Genomic DNA, 20,004 nt, shown 5'->3' with positions numbered 1-20,004 from the left:
GGCACAGGGCGCCGCCCCCGTCCGGGAGCGGCGCCCTGTGCGGCGTCCTGCGGCCTGCTCAGCCCTTGCGGCGGCGGCCCTTGGCCGACTTCGCGGCCTTGCGGCGCTCGGCGCGGGTCAGCCCGTCGCCCTCGTCCTCCGGCCCGAGGTCCTCGAAGTCGCCCTCGATGACACCGCCGCCGACCTCGTCCGAGGGGGCCGTGTAGTGCAGCCGCTGCGGCTTCGGGGCCTCCAGGCCCTTGGCCTTGATCTCCGGGCGGGCGGCGTCCTTCTCCAGCTTGTCGAGCAGCACCTCGGCGTCCGCGATCGGGACCTCCTCGACCTGCTGCTCGACCTGGACCTCCAGGTTGAACAGGTAGCCGACGGACTCCTCCTTGATGCCCTCCATCATCGCGGTGAACATGTCGAAGCCCTCGCGCTGGTACTCGATCAGCGGGTCGCGCTGCGCCATGGCCCGCAGGCCGATGCCCTCCTGGAGGTAGTCCATCTCGTAGAGGTGCTCGCGCCAGCGGCGGTCCAGCACCGACAGCACGACCCGGCGCTCCAGCTCACGCATGATCTCGGCGCCGAGCTGGTCCTCGCGGGCGCCGTACTGCGCCTGGATGTCCTCCTGGACGACCTTGACCAGGAACTCGGAGGTCATCCCGGCGGAACCGCCGGCCTCCTCCTCCAGCTCCTCCAGGTCCAGGGTGACCGGGTAGAGCTGCTTGAGCGCGGTCCAGAGCTTCTCCAGGTCCCAGTCGTCCTCGAAGCCCTCGCCGGTGGCCGCCTTGACGTAGGCCTCGACGGTGTCGTCCATGAAGTGGCCGACCTGCTCCTGCAGGTCCTCGCCCTCCAGCACGCGGCGGCGCTCGCCGTAGATGACCTCGCGCTGGCGGTTCAGCACCTCGTCGTACTTGAGGACGTTCTTGCGGATCTCGAAGTTCTGCTGCTCGACCTGGGTCTGCGCGGAGGCGATCGCCCGGGTGACCATCTTGGACTCGATCGGCACGTCCTCGGGCACGTTGGCCATCGACAGCACGCGCTCGACCATGCCGGCCTTGAACAGGCGCATCAGGTCGTCGCCCAGCGACAGGTAGAAGCGGGACTCGCCCGGGTCGCCCTGACGGCCGGAGCGGCCGCGCAGCTGGTTGTCGATCCGGCGGGACTCGTGCCGCTCGGTGCCCAGCACGTAGAGGCCGCCGGCCTCCTTGACCTCGTCCTGCTCCGCCTTGACCGAGGCCTTGGCCTTCTCCAGGGCGGCGGGGAACGCGGCCTCGTACTCCTCCGGGGTCTCGGTCGGGGTGAGCCCGCGCTGCGCCAGCTCGGCCGCCGCGAGGTGGTCGGAGTTGCCGCCGAGCATGATGTCGGTACCGCGGCCGGCCATGTTGGTGGCGACGGTCACTGCGCCCTTGCGGCCCGCCTGCGCGACGATCTGCGCCTCGCGCTCGTGGTGCTTGGCGTTCAGCACCTCGTGCGGGATGCCGCGCTTGCGCAGCTCCTGCGACAGGTACTCGGACTTCTCCACCGACACGGTGCCGACCAGCACCGGCTGGCCCTTCTCGTGCTTCTCGGCGATGTCCTCGACCACGGCGGCGAACTTGGCCGGCTCCGACTTGTAGATCAGGTCGGGCTGGTCGATGCGCAGCGGGTTCTTGTTCGTCGGGATCGGCACCACGCCGAGCTTGTAGATCTGGTGGAACTCGGCGGCCTCGGTGGTGCCGGTACCGGTCATGCCGGCGAGCTTGTCGTACAGGCGGAAGAAGTTCTGCAGGGTGATGGTGGCCAGCGTCTGGTTCTCGTTCTGGACCTCCACCCCCTCCTTCGCCTCGATCGCCTGGTGCATGCCCTCGTTGTAGCGGCGGCCGGCCAGGATGCGGCCGGTGTGCTCGTCGACGATCATGACCTCGCCGTTCATGACGACGTAGTCCTTGTCCGCCCGGTACAGCTCCTTCGCCTTGATGGCGTTGTTCAGGAAGCCGACCAGCGGGGTGTTCACCGACTCGTAGAGGTTGTCGATGCCGAGGTAGTCCTCGACCCGGGCGACGCCCTCCTCCAGGATGCCGACGGTGCGCTTCTTCTCGTCGACCTCGTAGTCGCGGTCGATCTTCAGGCGCAGCACCAGCTTGGCGAAGTCGGCGTACCACTTGGTCGCCTGGTCGGCCGGGCCGGAGATGATCAGCGGGGTGCGGGCCTCGTCGATGAGGATCGAGTCGACCTCGTCGACGACCGCGAAATTGTGGCCGCGCTGGACGAGTTCGTCCTTCGACCAGGCCATGTTGTCGCGCAGGTAGTCGAAGCCGAACTCGTTGTTCGTGCCGTACGTGATGTCCATCGAGTACTGGTGCTTGCGCTCGGCGGGCGTCATGTTGCCGAGGATCACACCGACTTCGAGGCCGAGGAAGCGGTGCACCCGGCCCATCCACTCCGAGTCGCGCTCGGCGAGGTAGTCGTTGACGGTGATCAGGTGGACGCCCTTGCCGGTGAGCGCGTTCAGGTACGCGGGCAGGGTGCCGACGAGGGTCTTGCCCTCACCGGTGCGCATCTCGGCCACGTACCCGTGGTGCAGGGCCGCACCACCCATGAGCTGAACGTCGTAGTGCCGCTGACCGAGCACCCGCTTGGCGGCCTCGCGCACCGTGGCGAACGCCTCGGGGAGGATGTCGTCCAGGGTCTCGCCGTCCGCGAGCCGCTGCTTGTACTCGTCGGTCAGCGCGCGCAGCTCGGCGTCGGTGAGGTTGACGAAGTCCTCTTCGATGGAGTTGACCTGGGCAGCAATCCGCTGCAGCTTGCGAAGGATCTTGCCTTCGCCGGCGCGCAGGATCTTGTCGAAGACGGACACTTGGGCGGGCTCCTTGCCTGTATTGGCACTGGACGACTGCACGGCGGGTTCACCCCACCGCACGGGCCATCGTATGCGAGGAGTCCAATGCCCCGGGAGGTGCGTCAGCACGGTATTCCCGTGTCACCCGCGCGAGCACTTGATCCGATAGCACCGTCCACCGGGACAAACCGGTCAGCGGATCGAGGGGTTGGCTCGATATTCGGATGCCCGAATTCCTCTTTCCACGGAATAATCCGCCCATGGAAGAGCCCCGCACCGCCACCCTCACCACCGACCGCCTCGTCCTGCGGGCCCCGCAGGAGTCGGACATCGACGCCGTCTTCGCCGCCTGCCAGGACGCCGAGATCCAGCGCTGGACGGTCGTCCCGAGCCCGTACCGGCGCGAGGACGCCGAATACTTCGTCCGCGACCTCGCCGCGCACGGCTGGCGCACCGGCGAGAACCGGATCTGGTGCGTGTTCGAGCACGGCTCCGACGTCCTGGTCGGCACCCAGGGCCTCGTGCTGCGCCACGGCGACCCGGGCTCCGCCGAGGTCGGCTGGTGGGCAACGAAGGAGTTCCGCGGCCGCGGCTACACGGTCGAGGCCGCCCGCGCGGTCGCCCGCCACGGCCTGGTCGAGCTCGGCCTGCGCCGCCTGGAGTGGCAGGCCTACGTGGGCAACGAGGGCTCCCGCGCGGTGGCCGAGAAGGTCGGCTACCGCTTCGAGGGCACCCTGCGCTCGTACGCCGAGCAGCGCGGCGCCTTCCACGACGCCTGGGTCGCCTCGCTGCTCGCCTCGGACCTCCCGGACCTCCCGGACCTCCGCCCCTGACGTCCGCGTCGGCGCACCCCGACCGGCTGTCGGTGCCCCGGACTACCCTCGCCGACATGACCGCCCTGCCTGCCGCCGGCTCCCCCGCCGGCCCGCCGCCCGTCACCGTCCTGAGCGCCGACGAAGCCCGCCGGATCGCCCTTCGCGCCCAGGGCCTGCTCGGCGCGCCGGACCGCCGGGCCGGGGTGCGCGGGGTGCTGCGACACCTGGGCGCCGTCCAGCTGGACACCATCTCGGTGCTGGCCCGCTCCCACGAACTGGTGCCGTACGCCCGGCTCGGCGCGGTCGGCCGCCCGGCCGTCGAGGCGGCGTACTGGGGCGCGGGCACGAGCTTCGAGTACTGGTCGCACGCGGCCTGCATCCTGCCGGTCGAGGAGTGGCCGCTGTTCGCGTTCCGGCGCCGCCGCTACCGCGAGCGCGGCCACCTCTGGGGCCACCAGGTGACGCCCGAGACGTACCGGCACGTGCTCGACAAGCTGCGCGCCGAGGGCCCGTTGACCTCCACGGAGCTGGGCGGCGCCAAGAAGACCGCCGAGTGGTGGGACTGGTCGGACACCAAGATCGCGGTGGAACGGGCGCTGGCCTTCGGCGACGTGGTCTGCACCGAGCGCCGGAGCTGGAAGCGCGTCTACGCGCTGGCCGAACAGGCCATCCCCGAGGCCCTGTTCGGGCAGGACCGCACCGACCGGGATTGCGTGCGCACCCTGGTCGCCCAGGCCGGGGCCGCGCTCGGCGTGGCCACCCGGGCCGACCTGCTGGACTACCACCGGCTGCGCGCCGAGGAGCTGGACCCGGTCCTCGCGGACTGCGGGCTCGTCCCGGTCGAGGTGGCCGGCTGGGGCCCGGACGGCGCCGCGGCGGCGGCCTGGGCCGATCCGGCCGCACTGGCCACCGCCCCGCGCGGGCGCCACCGCACCACGCTGCTCTCGCCGTTCGACTCGCTGATCTGGGACCGCGCACGCACCGAGCGGATCTTCGGCATGACGCACCGGCTGGAGGCCTACACGCCCAAGCACAAGCGGGTGCACGGTTACTTCGCGATGCCGCTGCTGGCCGGCGGCCGGCTGGTGGGCCGGGTCGACCCGGCCCGGGAGGGGCGCACCCTGGTGGCCCGTCAGGTCTCACTGTCCGGCGACCGGGGGCACGGCGCCCGGCACGTCGAGGCGCTGGCGGCGGCCCTGCGCGAGGCGGCCGCCTGGGTGGGCTGCGACGACGTCCGGGTCGAGGCCCTGCCGGACGAGCGGCTGCGCCCGGCCCTCGAGAAACTCCTCGCGAGCTAGGGCTTGGGGCGCAGCCACGGTCACCCTATTTCAAGGATCTTCTCGCGCATCGCGTACACCACGGCCTCCATCCTGGAGTGCAGTTGGAGCTTCTCCAGGATGTTGCGCACGTGGTTCTTCACGGTGTTCTCGCTGATGAACAGCTCCTTGGCGATCTCCCGGTTGTTCATCCCGGTCGCCACCAGCTTGAGCACCTCCAACTCCCGGTCGGTGAGCCGGGGTGCGGGCACCAGGTCCCGGTCGTCGGAGCGGCGCTGGATCATCGACTTGAACTCGGTGAGCAGCTTGGACGCCATCGACGGGCTGATCTGGGACTGCCCGTCGGCGACCGCGCGGATCGCGGTGGCGACCTCGTCGGTGGAGATCTCCTTCAGCAGGTAGCCGGTGGCGCCTGCCTTGATCGCCTCGTAGAGGTCGGCCTCCTCGTCGCTTATCGTCAACATGATGATCTTGGTGCTGGGTGCCACGTCCTTGATCGCGGTGCAGGCCTCGATCCCGCTGCGGCGCGGCATCCGGACGTCCATCAGGATGATGTCCGGCAGCAGGTCGGCAGCCTTCAGCACGGCCTCGGCGCCGTCGCCGGCCTCGCCGACGACCTTGATGTCCGGCTCCTCCGCGAGCACGATCTCCAGCCCCCTGCGGAACAACGCGTGGTCGTCCACCACCAGCACGCGGATCGGCTCACCCCGGTGCGGCGCGTACGCGGGTTCCTCCTCCGGTCCCGGTGACAGTCCGGTGACCGGCCCCGTAGCGGGCCCCAGCCCGAAGTGATCCCCCATCCGCTCCTCCCCCTTCGCGGGTCGTCGTGCGCCAATCATTCCACGCCGCGCGGCCGTTGCGGTCACCCTCCGACGCCGCCGTTCCGCATCGGGTGACCTCCCGGGCCGGCCCTCGACTCCCGCTCCAGCCGCCCTGCCCCGAAACGCCGGTGACCCCGGCGGACTCGGCCGCCGGGGTCACCCCTCCAGGATTGTCTTCGGACGGTCAGTCCTCGTCGTCGCTTTCGCCGATCGCCCCGCCCGCGCCACTACCCGCGCCGACCGACCCGTCGGTCTGCAGGTGGATGACGCCGTAGTGGTAGCCGTGACGGCGGTAGACGACGCTCGGCAGGCCGCTGTCCTTCTCCACGAAGAGGTAGAAGTCGTGGCCGACCAGTTCCATCTCGTACAGCGCCTGGTCCAGCGCCATGGGGGCGGCCGGGTGGGTCTTCTCCCGGACCACCAGCGGGCCTTCGCCCTCCACTTCCAGGGATCCCATCATGGTCTTGCGGACGGCCCCGTTGGTCTCGCCCTCCGGCGCCGCCGTGTCCGGCAGCGCGGCCAGCGCCGCGGTCGCCTCGGCGACACTGATGGGGGTGCGGCCGTTGCCGCCCTTGTGCACTCGGCGCCGGTCCGCGGACTTGCGCAGCTGGGCGTCGAGCTTCGCCGAGGCCAGGTCGAGCGCCGCGTACGGGTCGGCGGCGGCGGCTTCGGCCCGGATCACCGGCCCACGGGTACGGAGAGTGATCTCCACCCGCTCGGACCGGTCGGCCTGCCGCGGGTTGTGCTCCTTGGACACCTCGACGTCGAGGCTGATCACCTTGCCGTCGAACTTCTGGACCTTCTCCAGCTTCTCGGCCACGTGCTCGCGGAACCTCTTGGGCACCTCGGTCTTGCGGCCCTTGACGACGATGTCCACGCAGAACTCCGATCCCTCGTGCTGACGCCGATCCGGGTGCTACCGGACCGGACTGAGACCCAGCTGGACCAGCCCATCCACTGCCGGCCCCCCGCCCCCGCCGCCAGCGGCGGGAAACGACTGGCCCTCACCTCACTTCCTCCCCACCAGGGACGGTTGAAACCCCTTGGAGCTTTATCGAACACCTCACACGGGGTTTTCGCCTCCCCAGGCGCGGAGTCGGGTATGACCCGATACTGCGGGCGGGCGGTCAAGCTGTTGGACCCTGTCTACCCTCCTGCGAGTGAAGCACGGGTAAATACCTGGACAACACCCCCCGTACGGCGCATCCTTTGCTCACTCTCCGTGCCTGCCGTCGCCAGGAGCAGCCGTGCCACCACCCTCCGCCCCCACCCGTCCACCGTCCGCCCAAGGGCCGTTCGGCCACGCACTGGCCGGACTGCTGGACGTCCTGGTCCCGGCCCGCTGCGCCGGCTGCGGCGCCGAGCGCACCCAGCTCTGCCCGGCCTGCCGGCACGCGCTGGCCGCCACCCGGCCCGGCCCCACGCTGCTGCCCTGGGCGCACTCCGCCGCCCCGTACGCCGACCCCGTCCGGCAGTTGCTGCTCGCCCACAAGGAGCGCGGCGCGCTGCGGTTGGCGGGCCCGCTCGGCGAGGCGCTCGGCCGGGCCGTCCGCTCCGCCCTGGGGCCGCGAGCCGGGGCCGCGCCGCTGCTGCTGGTCCCGATGCCCTCGGCCCGTTCCGCCGTCCGCGCCCGCGGCCACGACCCGACGCTGCGGCTGGCCGGGGCCGCCGCCCGCTCGCTGCGCCGGTCCGGCCTGGACGCCCGGGCCGAGCCGCTGCTGCGGCACGCCCGCCCGGTCGCCGACCAGGCCGGGCTGAGCGCGGCCGAGCGCCACCGCAACCTGCACGGCGCGCTCACCGTGCTGCCGCGTGCCCGGCGCGACCTGCTGGGCTGTCAGCCGGTCCTGGTGGACGACCTGGTGACCACCGGCGCCAGCCTCGCCGAGGCGGCCCGGGCACTGGCGGACGCCGGACTGCCCGCCCGGGCGGGCGCCGCGGTCGCCGCCACCGCGCACCGGCCCGGCTGAGGCACCGAGCGGCCCGACGAGGCGCCAGGGGTCAGGGCCTCAGGGAACGGGGCGTCAGGGCCTGGCCGGCGGGCTCCTAGCCCGCGTAGAAGAAGGACCCGGCCTTGTCGGCCAACTGGACCTCGCGCCACTGACTGCCGATCAGGCGGTAGATCGCGCCTCCGGCCGCCGCGAGCACCGCCGGCGCCTGGGCCAGGACGTTGCCCCGGGACTCGGAGGCCGAGACGGTGAGCATGTTCTCGGCCTGCAGCGTGGTGTCGGCGCTCTGCGTGCCGTCGGTGCCGATGTAGTACAGCTGCTTGATCCGGTCGGCCTCCTTGCCGAGCACCAGCAGCTGGTCGGCCTCCGCCCAGGAGACCGAGGCGACGTCGGTGAGCGAGGGGGCCGCCCGGCGCAGGCCGGTGATCCGCGCGGTCGGCGCCTCCGGGGTGCCGCCGTGCACCACCAGGCCGAAGTACAGCGAGCGGCTGGGCACGCCCGCGGTCTTGACCACCAGGGCGGCCCGGGCGCCGTCCGAGGAGATCTTCAGGGCCTGCACGGTCTGCCCGTCCAGCCCCTCGACCGCGACGGGGTACGTCCGGTTGCCGCGGACCATCACCACCCGCGGGCCCTGCGGGTTGCGGTCCACCACCCAGAGGTCGCCGCGGCCGTCCCAGCTGGGCGAGGCGAGGCCGTCCTCCTTGTCGGCGGTCTTCACCGGCGAGGTGAGCACCGGGTCGGGCAGCGCCACCGCGCTGTCCGCCAGCGGCACCGAGTAGAGCTGGTGGCCGTCCCCGCTGATGGCGGCGGCCCGGGAGCCGTCCCGGTTGACGGCCGTGGTGCCGAGCGGCGCCTTGCCGGCGGGCTGCGGCTTGCCGAGGACGCCGCGCACCGGCTCGCCGTTGCGCTGCTCGTCGGTGACCATCAGCAGGCCGTTGTCGGCGCGCTGGTAGTACTGCTGCGCGGGCAGCGGCCCGGCCAGGGCGCCGGGGCCGGTGGCCGGCAGGTCGTTGCGGCTGGCGAAGCAGTTGCCCCGCTGGCCCTTCAGCTCAAGCCGTTCGACCTGTCCCTTGCCCTGGTCGGCGAGGGTGTAGAAGAGCTGGGTCGCCATCCGCCGGCAGGACACCGGTTCGCTGACGTCCGCCCCGCCGAGCTGCACGTGGGCGATCCGGCCGTCGTCGACGCTCACCCGGTCGACGCTGACGCCGCTCGGGAAGGACGTCCGGGCGACCGGCGCGAGCCAGGTCGAGGGCCCGGCGACCAGGGCCTTGGCGGCGGCGGTCAGCGGGTCTATCCGGCGCCGCAGGTAGATCGGGTCGGGGATCAGGACCTGCTGGCCGGCACTTCCGGTGACGGTCGAGGACGGGTCCGGCGTGGTGTAGAAGTACCGGTCGACCTGGCGGTAGCTGTTGTTGAAGTTGGTCTCGTTCATGATCACGCCGGCCGGCAGCCTGTCGATCCGCCACTCGCCGTCCTTCTCCCGGACGAGGGTGAAGTCGGCCGAGACGTCCCGCTGCCCCTCGGCCAGGTACGAGTGCTTCTCGTCGATCCTGGCGATCAGCGAGCCGGTCACCGTCGCGGAGACGCTGGTGTCGGTGTCGGCGATCTCCTGGCCGGCCGGGAGGTTCGGGGTGGCGGCGGAGAGCACCTGGATGCCGGCGTCCGGGTTCCAGTGTGCGGAGGCGTTCTCGGTGAGGTACTGGCGCGCGGTCTCGTACCCCTCGTCGGCGGTCACCGCGTCCAGGAACCCGGTCAGCAGGGCGCGCGGCTTGGCGCCCTTGGCCGGCGCCACCGGGTAGACCTTGGCCTGCAGGTTCTTGTCGGCCGCCCCCTGCGACAGCTCCACCCTGGAGATGCCGCCGGAGTCCGGCATGGCCGCGCAGCCGCTCGCCACCAGGGCGCCGAGCACCACGCCGGCCACCGCCGTGAACCGCGGCTCAGTCCTGCTGCTCGTCCTTCGCACGCTGCGACCCCTCCAGGTCCGTCCCGCCCATCCCACCCGTCACGTCCGGCTCCGCCGTCCGCTGTGCCACCGACGGCCGTCCGGGCGTCGGGTCCACCATCACCTGGGCGCCGGTGGCACCGTACCCGGTCCCCGCCGTCCGGACGTCCGAGGGGTCCGCGCGCGGCCCTTCGGGCAACCGGCGCTTGCCCAGGTCGGGGCCGATGTTCAGCACCCCGCCGAGCCCGCTGCCGAAGCCGTTGACGGGCCCCTCCGGCATCTCCGCCTGCTCCTCGGCCGCGGTCATCGCGGTCGCGCCGGCCGGGCTGATCGCCCGCCGGTACGGCGCGCCGTAGGTGCCCAGGCCCCGGTTGTTGCGGGAGTCCTCCGGCTCCAGCCGGAACGGCGCCCGGCTGATCTCGCCGCCCCGGGTGCGCGGCAGGGTGAGCCGGAAGTGCGAGCCGCCGCCGGGCTCGCCCCAGGCCTGCAGCCAGCCGCCGTGCAGGTGCGCGTCCTCGACCGCGATGGACAGGCCGAGGCCGGTGCCGCCGGTGGTCCGCACCCGGGACGGGTCGGCCCGCCAGAAGCGGTGGAACACCCGGGACGCCTCGCCCGGCTTGAGGCCGATGCCGTAGTCGCGCACGCCGACCGCGACCGCGCCGTCGGCCGAGCCCAGCCGGACCACCACGTCGCGGCCCTCGCCGTGCTCCAGGGCGTTGACCACCAGGTTGCGCAGGATGCGCTCGATCCGGCGGGAGTCCACCTCGGCGACGACCGGCTCGCCGTCGCCGCGGATCACCACCGCACTGCCCTTGGCCTGGGCCAGCGGGTCGGCGGCCTCCACCACCCGGGCGACGATGTCGCGCAGGTCGACCGGCTCGCCGTCCAGGATCGCGGCGCCGGCGTCGAAGCGGCTGATCTCCAGCAGGTCGGCGAGCAACGACTCGAAGCGGTCCAGCTGGCCCTGCAACAGCTCCGCCGAGCGGGCCGCCATCGGGTCCAGGTCCTCGCGGCTGTCGTAGATGAGGTCCGCGGCCATCCGGACCGTGGTCAGCGGGGTGCGCAGCTCGTGCGAGACGTCCGAGACGAAGCGCCGCTGCACCCGGGACAGCTCCTCCAGCTGGCGGATCTGCGCCTGGAGGGCATTGGCCATCCGGTTGAACGACTCGCCGAGGCGGGCGATGTCGTCCGTGCCGGTGACCTTCATCCGCTCTTCCAGGTGCCCGTCGGCGAGCCGCTCGGAGATGCCCGCGGCCATCCGGACCGGGGTGACCACCTGGCGCACCACGACCCAGGCGATGCCGCCCATCAGGATCACCACGAACACGCCGGCGGTCGCCAGGGTGCCGGTGATCAGGTCGAGGGTGTCGGTCTCCTGGCCGAAGGAGAACACGTAGAACATCTGGTAGCTGTTGCCGGCCGGGCCGGTGAACTGCATGCCGAGGGCCAGCCCGGGCTCGGTCCGCTCGTCGGCCCGGTGGATCCGGGCCGGCTGGTCGAACATCTGGCCGGGCTCGGAGTGGACCCTGTCCCGCAGGGTGTCGGGGACGCTGCTGGGCAGGATGTCGCCCGAGAAGCGCGGCGCGAAGCCGTTCTCCGGGACGATGGCGTCGGTGCCGGCGGCCATCGCGATCACCGAGTAGACGGTCTGCCCGCTCGCGGCCAGGTCGTTGACCTGGCGCAGCAGCCAGGTGCCGGTCTCCTCGATGGTGGGGTCGGGCGTGGCGCCGACCCGCAGCCGCTGGTCCTTCGCCTCGTCGATCTTCTTCAGTTCCGCCTGGAACCCGATCCTGGCCTGCTCGCGGGCGGCCGCCATCTTGGTGCCGAGCAGGCCGGTGCGCACCTGCGCCATCACGACCACGCCGAGCACCAGGACGACCGCGATGGACGCGAGCAGCGAGACCGCCACCACGCGCAGCTGGATCGACCGGCGGTACAGCGCCGTCACCCGGCGCGCGGGCCGACGCAGCTGACGGGTCAGCAGCGCGAACGCGGCCGCCCGGCGCCGGCGGCGGGTGGTCGAACTCAGCACGGACCCGCGAACCGCGTCGGCCCCGTCGGTCGCGGAACCCGACGGGGCTTCGTCAGCCAGGTGCGTCACGTCAGCTGGGTCCGGCCTTGTAGCCGACGCCACGGACGGTCACCACGATCTCGGGGCGCTCCGGGTCCTTCTCGATCTTGGACCGCAGGCGCTGCACGTGGACGTTGACCAGGCGGGTGTCCGCCGCGTGCCGGTAGCCCCAGACCTGCTCCAGCAGCACCTCGCGGGTGAACACCTGCCAGGGCTTGCGGGCCAGCGCGACCAGCAGGTCGAACTCCAGCGGGGTCAGCGGGATGCCCCGGCCGTCCCGCTTCACCGAGTGGCCGGCCACGTCGATCACCAGGTCGCCGATGGTCAGCTGCTCGGGCGTCGGCTCCTCGGCACGGCGCAGCCGGGCACGTACCCGGGCCACCAGCTCCTTGGGCTTGAACGGCTTGGTGACGTAGTCGTCGGCACCCGACTCCAGGCCCACCACGACGTCGACCGTGTCGGTCTTCGCGGTCAGCATGACGATCGGAATACCGGACTCCGCCCGGATCTGCCGGCAGACGTCGATACCGTCCCGACCGGGCAGCATCAGGTCGAGCAGGACCAGGTCCGGCTTGGTCTCCCGGAACGCGGCTAGCGCCCTGTCTCCATCCGCGACGAAAAACGGCTCAAAACCCTCACCACGCAGCACGATACCGAGCATCTCGGCCAGTGCGGAGTCGTCATCAACGACGAGGACGCGTCCCTTCATGCGTCCATCCTCTCATTACCGCATTGTGACCTGCCGCACAGCAGTGCCAATGCTCCACAACGGCCAACTCCCCCCACCGGTTAATTCCGGCCATACCGGGCTAATGTGCCCGGTCGGAACACCTTCGAACGGTCCGCGGCCCACCGCCCGACCACCGGAAGGCCCCCGTTTCCGATCAGCGGCCGGATACCCATGGGGCCTCCCCAGGCCCCATGGCACGATGGGCGCTGCGCGCGGGCGAAAGATCCGCCCGGAACCGCGCCCGTGACGCCCCTCCGAGGAGCAGTGATGACCGACACTCCGGGCTGGGCCTCGCCCGGCTCGCCCGAGCCGCCCCGCGACGACGCCCGGCCCCCGGCCGACGCGCCCGCCGCCGTGCCCGGGCCGTCGGCACCACCGCAGGGCGCCCCCGCCCCGGCCCCCGGCTGGAACGGCCAGCAGGCCCGGCCCGACTGGAGCCGGCCCGCACCGGGCGGCCACCACCCCTACGGCTGGGGCGCTCCGCAGAGCCCCAAGCCCGGCGTCATCCCGCTGCGCCCGCTCGGACTCGGCGAACTCCTCGACGGCTCCGTCGCCACCATCCGCAAGCACTGGCGGACGACCCTCGCCCTCTCCCTCGGCATCGCCGTCGTCGAGCAGGCCGGCAACGTCGCCGCCCAGCTGCTGGTCAAGGGCAAGACCGGCCCCGCCACCCAGGTGACGACCATGCTCGCCTCGATGCCGCTGACGGTGCTGCTCGGCGTGGTCGCCACCGCGCTGCTCACCATGGTCGTCAGCCGCGCCGTCCTCGGGCAGTCCGCGACCGCCGGGGACGCCTGGCGCGACGCCCGCCGCCGGCTGCCGCAGCTGCTCGGGCTGACCCTGCTCACCGGCCTGATGTCCGGCGGCGTGGTGCTGCTCGGCTTCAGCCCCTGGTACTTCTACGCCACCGGCTCGGCGGGCGACCCCGGGACGGAGGCCCTCCTCTTCCTCGTCGGCATCCTGACCATCCCGGTCGGGTTCTGGCTGTGGATCCGGTTCAGCCTGGCCGCCCCCGCCCTGATGCTGGAGAAGCAGGGCGTGCGGACCGCACTGTCCCGCTCCCGGCGCCTGACCCTCGGCTCCTGGTGGCGCATCTTCGGTATCTCGCTGCTCGGCGAGGTGCTGACCTTCATCGTCGCCATGGTCATCGCGATCCCGTTCCGCTTCGCCGGACTCGTCCTCGGCTTCAGCGACTTCGACCGCCAGGTCGACCTCACCGCGGCCCACGAGCCCACCGCGATGCTGATCACCACCGCGATCGCCGGCATCATCGCCGCGACCCTCACCATCCCCTTCCGGGCCGCCCTCGGCGTCCTCATCTACATCGACCAGCGGATCCGCCGCGAGGCCCTGGACATCGAACTCGCCCGCGCCGCCGGCCTCGCCGAGCCCGGCGCCACCGGCTGGGGCGACCAGGCCGGCCGACCCCCCGCGAGGCACTGACCCGGATGCCTACCTGGGGGGACAGGCTCCTCGTCGCGGACGGCGCCCCGGTCACCGTCCCGCGTGACCCGGCCCGCGACGCCGCCCGCGACGAACTGCTCAACGCCGAGTACCACAAGCACGACCCGAGCGTCCTGGAACGGGTCATGACCTGGCTCAACGACCACATCACCGACGCGCTCGACAGCATCTCCGGCAACGGCACCAGCGGCACCACCGGCCTGGTGCTCTTCCTGATCGTCGCCCTGCTGATCGGCGCCGCCCTCTGGTGGCGCCTCGGCGCGCCACGGCGCGCGGCCCGCACCGTCCTCGACGTCTACGGCGTCGAAGGACCGCGCGGCGCCGGCCAGTACCGGGCCGACGCCGAACGGCACGCCGCCGCCGGGCACTGGAACGAGGCCGTCCGCGCGCAGATGCGAGCCCTGGTCCGGGCCCTGGAGGAACGCACCCTGCTCGACGTCCGCCCCGGCCGCACCGCCGACGAGGCCGCCACCGAGGCCGGCCGGGCCCTGCCCGACCACGCCGCCGCCCTGGCCGCCGCCGCCCGCACCTTCGACGACATCGCCTACGGCGAGCGCACCGCAGACCAGGCCGCGTACCAGCTGCTGCGCGAGCTCGACCGGACCCTGGAACGCGCCCGCCCGGCCCTGGGAGGAGCGGCATGACCAGCACCACCCCCGCGCCGCCCGCGCCGCAGCCGCCCGCCAGTCCTGCCCCCGACGGGACGGCCACGACCAGCCTCGCCCTCACCGGCCGCGGCCTCTGGCGCCGGGCCCGCTGGTACCTGCTCGTCCTCGCCATCCTGCTGATCGGCGCCACCGCCGTGGCCGCCCTCGGCCAGGACCGCCGCTACCCGCCGCTCGACCCGCGCTCCTACGACCAGGACGGCACCCACGCCGTCCTCGCGCTGCTCGAACACCAGGGCCTCAAGGCCGACCTCACCACCGACCTCATCGGCCACCCGGGCGGCGCCGACACCCTCGTCCTGCCCGAGCCCGACCTGCTCGGCCCCACCGAACTGCGCGCCGTCGCCGCAGCCCGGCACAGCCGGCTCGTCCTCATCGCCCCCGGTCCGGCCGCACTCAGCGCCCTGGCCCCCGGCATCCGCCCCTCCGACGAGGACGGCGGGCCCTCCTACGCCTCCGTCCGCAGCACCGCCGCACAGTGCCCGCTCACCGAGGCCGTGCGGGCCGGCAGCGCCGAGATCGGCGGAATGCTCTACACCAGCGGCAGCCGCGGCGCCGGCTGCTACCCACGCGGCCACGGCTACCCGCTGGTCAGCGCCCCGACCGCCGGCGGCGACGTCATCGTGCTCGGCACCGGCGCCTTCCTGCACAACGAGCAGCTCGCCAAGGACGGCAACGCCGCCCTCGCCCTCGGCCTGCTCGGCTCCCAGCCCCGCCTCACCTGGCACCTGCCCGACTACAGCGTCCCGCCCGCCCAGGGCACCCGGGACAAGACCTTCGGCGACTACATCCCGGACGGCTGGCGCTGGGCCGGCTACCAGCTCGCCGCCGCGGCCGTCCTGACCGCCCTGTGGCGCGGCCGCCGACTCGGCCCGGTGATCAGCGAGAACCTGCCCGTGGTGGTCCGCGCCGCCGAGACCACCGAGGGCCGCGCCCGGCTCTACCGCCGCGCCAAGGCCCGCGGCCGCGCCGCCGAGGCCCTGCGCCGGGCCGCCGCGCACCGCCTCGCCCCCGCCCTGGGCGTCCCGCTCCACGTCGGCGCGCCCGACCCCGACACCCTGTGCGCGGCCGTGGCCGACCGCCTCCCCGAGCAGCCCGCCGGCGACGTCCGGGCCCTCCTCTTCGGCCCGCCCCCGACCGACGACGCCGCACTGCTGCGGCTCGCCGACGACCTCGACGCCCTCGAAAGGCAGGTACGGAACCCGTGACCGAACAGGCCACCGCCACCCCGTCCAGCACCCCCGGCGCGGCGGCTGCCACCCCGGGCACCCCCGACGCCGCCGTCGACCCGCGCGCCGCACTCACCGCCCTGCGCGCCGAGATCGGCAAGGCCGTGGTCGGCCAGGACGCCGCCGTCACCGGCCTCGTCGTCGCCCTGCTCTGCGGCGGCCACGTCCTGCTGGAGGGCGTCCCCGGCGTCGCCAAGACCCTGCTGGTCCGCACCCTGTCCACCGCGCTCAACCTGGACACCAAGCGCATCCAGTTCACCCCCGACCTGATGCCCGGTGACGTCACCGGCTCCCTCGTCTACGACGCCCGGACCGCCGAGTTCTCCTTCCAGCCCGGCCCGGTCTTCACCAACCTGCTGCTCGCCGACGAGATCAACCGCACCCCGCCGAAGACCCAGGCCGCCCTGCTGGAGGCCATGGAGGAGCACCAGGTCACCGTCGACGGCGTGCCGCGCCCGCTGCCCGTCCCGTTCCTGGTCGCCGCGACCCAGAACCCGGTCGAGTACGAGGGCACCTACCCGCTGCCCGAGGCCCAGCTGGACCGCTTCCTGCTCAAGCTGGTCCTGCCGCTGCCCGACCGGGACCAGGAGTTCCAGGTCCTGTCCCGGCACGCCGCCGGCTTCGACCCCCGCAACCTCGCCGCCGCCGGCGTCCGCCCGGTCGCCGGGCCCGCGCACCTCGCCGCCGCCCGCGAGCAGATCGCCAAGCTGACCGTCTCCCCCGAGATCCTCGCGTACATCGTCGACCTCTGCCGGGCCACCCGGCAGTCCCCGTCGCTGTCCATCGGCGTCTCGCCGCGCGGTGCCACCGCCCTGCTGGCCGCCTCGCGCGCCTGGGCCTGGCTCGCCGGCCGCGACTACGTCACCCCCGACGACGTCAAGGCCCTGGCCCTGCCCACCCTGCGGCACCGCGTCGCGCTGCGCGCCGAGGCCGAGATGGAGGGCGTCACCGCCGACTCCGTCATCCAGGCCGTCCTCACCCAGACGCCCGCCCCCCGCTGAACCGCCCGTTCCCGAAGGAGCGCACCGCATGGCCCTCACCGGGCGAACCGCCCTGCTCGCCGCGCTCGGCACGCTCGTCGTGGGCCTGTTGCTGCCGTCCTGGGCCGGGATCGGCCTCGTCACCGGCACCGTGCTGCTCGCCGCCGTGATCGACCTGGTGCTCGCCGCCCCCGTCCGCAGCCTGGAACTCGGCCGGGGCGGCGACACCACCGTCCGGCTCGGCGAACCCGCCTCCGTCGAACTGACCGTCACCAACCCCTCCGGGCGGCCCCTCCGGGCCCGGATCCGCGACGCCTGGGCCCCGTCCGCCTGGCGGCCGGGCACCGCCGAGGCCGCCTCCCGGCACACCCTGCACGTCCCCGCCGGCGAGCGGCGCCGGGCCGTCACCGCACTCACCCCGACCCGCCGCGGCGACCACCACGCCCGGCGGGTGACGGTCCGTTCGCTCGGGCCACTCGGCCTGGCCGGCCGCCAGGGCTCGCACCACCTGCCCTGGACGGTCCGCGCCCTGCCCCCGTTCAACAGCCGCAAGCACCTGCCCTCCCGGCTCGCACGGCTGCGCGAACTCGACGGCCGCACCTCCGTCCTGACCCGCGGCCAGGGCACCGAGTTCGACTCCCTGCGCGAGTACCTGCCCGGCGACGACGTCCGCTCCATCGACTGGCGGGCCAGCGCCCGCCGCAACACCGTCGCCGTCCGCACCTGGCGCCCCGAACGCGACCGGCACATCCTCGTCGTCCTCGACACCGGCCGCACCTCCGCCGGCCGGGTCGGCGACGCACCCCGCCTCGACGCCGCCCTCGACGCCGCCCTGCTGCTCACCGCCCTCGCCACCCGCGCCGGCGACCGCGTCGACCTGCTCGCCCACGACGCCCGCAAGCGCGCCGCGGTCGCCGGCAGCTCGCCCAGCGAGATCCTGCCGGCCTTCACCCACGCGATGGCCTCCCTCCAACCCGCCCTGCACGAGACCGACATGCGCTCACTGGTCTCCACCGCCCTCAAGATGGCACCGCACCGCTCGCTGATCGTCCTGCTCACCGGCCTCGACACGGCCCCGGTCGAAGACGGCCTGCGCCCGCTGCTGCCGCTCCTCACCAAGCGCCACGAGGTGGTCCTGGCCTCCGTCGCCGACCCCCACCTGGACGCCCTCGCCGCCGGGCGCGGCACCCTGGAGGCCGTCTACGGCGCCGCCGCCGCCGAACAGACCCGCGCCGACCGCCGCGCCACCGCCGACCTCCTCAGCCGCCACGGCGTCACCGTCCTCGACGCCTCCCCCGCCCAGCTCGCCCCCGCCCTCGCCGACACCTACCTCGCCCTCAAGGCCGCCGGCCGCCTCTGAGCCCTCGCCGTACGGACGGTCCCGTCGGGTGGTCCCGTTCCTTCAACGGGCAGACCGTGGTGGCGTCGCGTCAACCTACTGGTCCGTCAGCGACGCCGACGGGCGTTGAGCCGGGCGGCCTGGCGCGTCAGGTGGTCGCGCTCGGCGAGGTCGGGGGCCCGGTGGGCCGCCTCGGCGTACAGCCGGGCCGCCGTCTCCAGGTCGCCGTCGCGCTCGTGGAGGTACGCCGCCACCGCCGTGTGGCGGGGCAGCGAGCCGTCCAGCTCCCCGAGCGCCGCCAGCCCGGCGCGCGGTCCGTCGGCCTCACCGACGGCCACCGCGCGGTTGAGCCGGACGACCGGGCTCTCGGTCAGGCGGGCGAGCTCGTCGTACCACTCGACGATCTGCACCCAGTCGGTCTCCTCGGCGGTGAGCGCGTCGGCGTGGAGTGCCGCGATGGCGGCCTGGGCCTGGAACTCGCCCAACCGGTCGCGGCCGAGGGCCGCTTGCAGGATCCCGACGCCCTCGGCGATCAACCCGGTGTCCCACCGGCCACGGTCCTGCTCGGCGAGCGGCACCAGGCTCCCGTCGGAGGCGGTCCGGGTCCCGCGCCGGGCATGGTGGAGCAGCATCAGGGCGAGCAGCCCCGCCACCTCGGGGTGGTCGATCGCCTCCTTGAGCTGCCGGGTCAGCCGGATGGCCTCGGCGGCGAGGTCGACGTCCCCGGAGTAGCCCTCGTTGAAGACCAGGTAGAGCACGCGCAGCACGGTGGCGACGTCGCCGGGCCGGTCGAACCGCACCCCCGAGACGGTCCGCTTGGCCCGGCTGATCCGCTGCGCCATGCTCGCCTCGGGCACCAGGTAGGCCTGGGCGATCTGGCGGGTGGTCAGCCCACCCACGGCCCGCAACGTGAGCGCGACCGCCGACGACGGCGTCAACGACGGGTGCGCGCACAGGAAGTAGAGCTGGAGCGTGTCGTCCACCGCGGACGCGGGCCCCGGCTCCGGTTCCTCCTCGACCCGGTCCTCGCGTCGGCGGCGGGCCGCGTCCGCCCGGGCCCCGTCAAGGAACCGGCGCCAGGCCACGGTGACCAGCCAGCCCTTGGGGTCCCGCGGCGGGTCGGCCGGCCAGACTCGGACCGCCTCGACCAGCGCGTCCTGCACGGCGTCCTCGGCCGCCGCGAAGTCGGCTCCGCGGCGGACGAGGATACCGAGCACGCTCGGCGTGAGGCTCCGGAGCAGGACTTCGTCCACCGGAGAGGTCACTCGGTGACGGTGGGCGGCGCGGCCAGGAACGGACGCAGCTCCAGCCACTCGTGGATCGGCCGCCCGCCCGCCCCGGGAGCGGCCGACAGTTCCCCGGCCAGCTCGACGGCGCGCTCGTAGCTGTCGACGTCGATCACCATCCAGCCGGCGATCAGGTCCTTGGTCTCGGCGAACGGGCCGTCGGTCACCGGCGGGCGCCCCTCGCCGTCGTACCGGACGAACGTCCCCTCGGGAGCGAGCGCCTGGCCGTCGACGAACTCGCCGGTCTTCTCCAGCCGGTCCGCGAAGTCCTGCATGTACCGCACGTGCGCCGAGATCTCCTCGGGCGTCCATCGGTCCATGGGCACGTTGTTGACCGGAGCCGGGGCGCCTCGGTAGTGCTTGAGCAGCAGGTACTTGGCCATGATGTTCTCCTCGGTACTGGTGCGACCCATTGTGGCCGCGTCCACCCCGGGGACGGAGGCAGCCACGGGTTCTCGACATGGCCGGCCGAACTTTTTTGAACTTTCGTGGGGACTTTCGTGGGGCCCTGGTGAGGTGCTCCCGTGGGCCGGAAACGCAAAGAACCCCCATCCGGTTTCCCGGATGGGGGTTCTCTGTGAATGATTGTTCGGCGGCGTCCTACTCTCCCACAGGGTCCCCCCTGCAGTACCATCG

General features: G+C 73.2%; 16 protein-coding genes. 8 read left to right on the top strand and 8 right to left on the bottom strand.

The features are described from left to right. Positions 1–58: 58 nt before the first annotated feature. Complete coding sequence (secA, locus tag ACFWPI_RS31335) at positions 59–2,821, bottom strand: preprotein translocase subunit SecA (protein WP_380376976.1); 2,763 nt, start codon at positions 2,819–2,821, stop codon at positions 59–61. Positions 2,822–3,063: 242 nt separating this feature from the next. Between secA and ACFWPI_RS31330 the strand changes: the two genes are divergently transcribed. Together ACFWPI_RS31330 and ACFWPI_RS31325 are read left to right on the top strand one after the other, a co-directional pair. Next, the gene (locus tag ACFWPI_RS31330; protein WP_380376979.1) at positions 3,064–3,636 is read left to right on the top strand and encodes a GNAT family N-acetyltransferase; all 573 of its coding nucleotides are present in this window, start codon (positions 3,064–3,066) and stop codon (positions 3,634–3,636) included. Positions 3,637–3,692: 56 nt separating this feature from the next. Further along, on the top strand, positions 3,693–4,916 hold the full coding sequence (locus ACFWPI_RS31325) for a winged helix-turn-helix domain-containing protein (protein ID WP_380376982.1): 1,224 nt from the start codon (positions 3,693–3,695) through the stop codon (positions 4,914–4,916). Positions 4,917–4,936: 20 nt separating this feature from the next. On the opposite strand, the gene ACFWPI_RS31320 is transcribed toward ACFWPI_RS31325, so the two are convergent. Continuing rightward, positions 4,937–5,695 carry a response regulator transcription factor gene (locus tag ACFWPI_RS31320; protein WP_079135841.1) on the bottom strand — a complete coding sequence of 253 codons (759 nt, stop codon included), beginning with the start codon at positions 5,693–5,695 and terminating at the stop codon, positions 4,937–4,939. A gap of 205 nt (positions 5,696–5,900) precedes the next feature. Beyond that, positions 5,901–6,593, bottom strand: coding sequence for a ribosome hibernation-promoting factor, HPF/YfiA family (hpf, locus tag ACFWPI_RS31315; RefSeq protein ID WP_380376983.1), 693 nt, complete (start codon positions 6,591–6,593; stop codon positions 5,901–5,903). 370 nt (positions 6,594–6,963) lie between these two features. On the opposite strand from hpf, the gene ACFWPI_RS31310 reads away from it, so the two are divergent. Beyond that, a complete protein-coding gene (locus ACFWPI_RS31310; RefSeq protein WP_380376984.1) occupies positions 6,964–7,683 on the top strand; it encodes a ComF family protein in 720 nt (239 codons plus the stop codon). Positions 7,684–7,759: 76 nt separating this feature from the next. Here ACFWPI_RS31310 and ACFWPI_RS31305 read toward each other — a convergent pair whose 3' ends face one another. The 3 genes from ACFWPI_RS31305 to mtrA all read right to left on the bottom strand — a co-directional run bounded on the left by ACFWPI_RS31305 (position 7,760) and on the right by mtrA (position 12,384). Next, the gene (locus ACFWPI_RS31305) at positions 7,760–9,625 is read right to left on the bottom strand and encodes an LpqB family beta-propeller domain-containing protein (protein ID WP_380376986.1); all 1,866 of its coding nucleotides are present in this window, start codon (positions 9,623–9,625) and stop codon (positions 7,760–7,762) included. Continuing rightward, complete coding sequence (mtrB, locus tag ACFWPI_RS31300; protein WP_380376987.1) at positions 9,600–11,636, bottom strand: MtrAB system histidine kinase MtrB; 2,037 nt, start codon at positions 11,634–11,636, stop codon at positions 9,600–9,602. Before mtrB ends, ACFWPI_RS31305 begins: the two co-directional genes overlap by 26 nt. Positions 11,637–11,706: 70 nt before the next feature. Then, positions 11,707–12,384, bottom strand: a complete 678-nt coding sequence (mtrA, locus tag ACFWPI_RS31295) for an MtrAB system response regulator MtrA (protein ID WP_030247322.1) — start codon at positions 12,382–12,384, stop codon at positions 11,707–11,709. A 288-nt stretch (positions 12,385–12,672) separates the two neighbouring features. Here mtrA and ACFWPI_RS31290 point away from each other — a divergent pair, with 288 nt between their 5' ends. From ACFWPI_RS31290 to ACFWPI_RS31270, 5 genes are all read left to right on the top strand, one after another. Continuing rightward, positions 12,673–13,848, top strand: coding sequence for a hypothetical protein (locus tag ACFWPI_RS31290; RefSeq protein WP_380376989.1), 1,176 nt, complete (start codon positions 12,673–12,675; stop codon positions 13,846–13,848). 5 nt (positions 13,849–13,853) lie between these two features. Beyond that, on the top strand, positions 13,854–14,513 hold the full coding sequence (locus ACFWPI_RS31285; RefSeq protein WP_063349151.1) for a DUF4129 domain-containing protein: 660 nt from the start codon (positions 13,854–13,856) through the stop codon (positions 14,511–14,513). Beyond that, positions 14,510–15,742: a DUF4350 domain-containing protein gene (locus ACFWPI_RS31280; RefSeq protein ID WP_380376991.1), complete on the top strand. Its 1,233-nt coding sequence runs from the start codon at positions 14,510–14,512 to the stop codon at positions 15,740–15,742. Before ACFWPI_RS31285 ends, ACFWPI_RS31280 begins: the two co-directional genes overlap by 4 nt. A 101-nt stretch (positions 15,743–15,843) precedes the next feature. Further along, positions 15,844–16,764 carry a MoxR family ATPase gene (locus ACFWPI_RS31275; RefSeq protein ID WP_244293663.1) on the top strand — a complete coding sequence of 307 codons (921 nt, stop codon included), beginning with the start codon at positions 15,844–15,846 and terminating at the stop codon, positions 16,762–16,764. Positions 16,765–16,792: 28 nt separating this feature from the next. Then, positions 16,793–18,103: a DUF58 domain-containing protein gene (locus ACFWPI_RS31270; protein ID WP_380376994.1), complete on the top strand. Its 1,311-nt coding sequence runs from the start codon at positions 16,793–16,795 to the stop codon at positions 18,101–18,103. Between the two features lie 86 nt (positions 18,104–18,189). On the opposite strand, the gene ACFWPI_RS31265 is transcribed toward ACFWPI_RS31270, so the two are convergent. Next, a complete protein-coding gene (locus ACFWPI_RS31265) occupies positions 18,190–19,335 on the bottom strand; it encodes an RNA polymerase sigma factor (RefSeq protein ID WP_380377002.1) in 1,146 nt (381 codons plus the stop codon). Between the two features lie 8 nt (positions 19,336–19,343). After that, positions 19,344–19,751, bottom strand: coding sequence for a YciI family protein (locus ACFWPI_RS31260; protein WP_063351357.1), 408 nt, complete (start codon positions 19,749–19,751; stop codon positions 19,344–19,346). Positions 19,752–20,004: the final 253 nt, after the last annotated feature.

Origin of the sequence: Kitasatospora sp. NPDC058492, assembly GCF_042720685.1 — a bacterium.
Classification (GTDB): Bacteria; Actinomycetota; Actinomycetes; order Streptomycetales; family Streptomycetaceae; genus Kitasatospora.
This window is presented reverse-complemented; position numbering and strand designations above follow the sequence as displayed.